The organism is Streptomyces sp. NPDC093225, from assembly GCF_044753805.1.
Lineage (GTDB): Bacteria > Actinomycetota > Actinomycetes > Streptomycetales > Streptomycetaceae > Streptomyces.
This window is the reverse complement of record NZ_JBIVNX010000119.1, coordinates 1-1250: the sequence shown is the minus strand read 5'-3', so window position 1 is coordinate 1250 and position 1250 is coordinate 1. Positions and strand designations below refer to the sequence as shown.

Genomic DNA, 1250 nt, shown 5'->3' with positions numbered 1-1250 from the left:
GGTCAACTTGACCCGGCCCTAAAGGACCGGGCTTGGAGGTAGTGCCCAACTGGCTGCTGGGTTGGCTCCTCCGTCCAGACACCCCGTTATGGGGTGGCAGGGACGCGTGACTCACGCCCCGCGGTCCACACGGTCTCGCCCTTGCGGGCGATGTTGTGGGACGCGTTGTCGTCCGCGTGCAGGACGATCCCGCAGGACCGGCATGCGAACGATGCTTGTGACTGGCGGTTGCGCCGGTCGATGTGGCCGCACTCGGAGCATTGCTGGCTGGTGTACGCCGGATCGACGTACACCAGCGGCACCCCGGCCCGGCGCGCCTTGTACTCGACGAAGGCGGCGAGCTGGTGGAAGCTCCACGAGTGCAGAGAGGTCCGCTGGTCCTTGCGGAGCCGTACCCGGCTGCGGATGCCCGTGAGGTCTTCCAGGGCGATACCGGAGCCGGTGCGTTCAGCGGTGGTGATGATCGTCTTCGAGACGATGTGGTTGACGTTCGCGGCGTGCCGCGACTCCTTGCGGGAACGGTGCTTGAGTCTACGCTTGGCGGACTTGGTGCCCTTGGCCTGGAGCTTGCGGCGGAGTTCGAGCTGCCGGGCCCGGTGCCGGTTCAGGCCCCGGCCGGCGGCACGGTAGCCGGTCGAGGTGGTGGCGATGTTGACGATCCCGAGGTCCACGCCGACGAAGCCGGCCGGGTTCTCGTTGACCGGCTTCTCCGGGATGTCGCAGGCGGCGATCAGGTAGAACGCGCCGTCGCGTTCGATCAGGTCGGACTCGCCCTTGCGATGCTCGCGGAGCATCTTGAGCGCGTCCAGGGAGCAGGCGAAGCGGATGCTCTTCAGCCGGCCGGCGGTTGTCCAGATCGACACCGTTCCGGCGTCGTACTGCCACGACAGGCAGCGGTCGTCGAACGGCTGTGCCGCCTCGGGACGGAACGTGATCGGCTTCGACTCCGCCTTGGCCCGCCGCTTCGACCCCGGCTTGCCGTAGTTCCCGGCCTTCAAGTTCGCGGCGCGGGTCTTGTACGCGTCGGCGACCTTCCGCAGCACGTGCAGTGCCGGCTGCGCCGACAGGCCGCGCGCCTTCAACTCCCGGTAGGCCATACCTTGCAGCGCAGCACGGGAGCGTTCCCTCTGCTCTCGCTGCTGGGCCTCACCCGACAACCAGTTCGCCGCCTCGTTGACCGCGCGCAGGGTGGAGCGCAGCGCGGCGGCCTGGTCGGCCTCCGGCATCAGCTTCACCTGCGTCACGATCTT

1 protein-coding gene is annotated in these 1250 nt (G+C 68.2%); it reads right to left on the bottom strand.

Features of this window, described 5'->3' with window-relative positions:
- Positions 1-86: 86 nt before the first annotated feature.
- The coding region (locus ACIQCH_RS38400; RefSeq protein WP_402589017.1) for an RNA-guided endonuclease InsQ/TnpB family protein at positions 87-1250 on the bottom strand (1164 nt) is incomplete at its 5' end.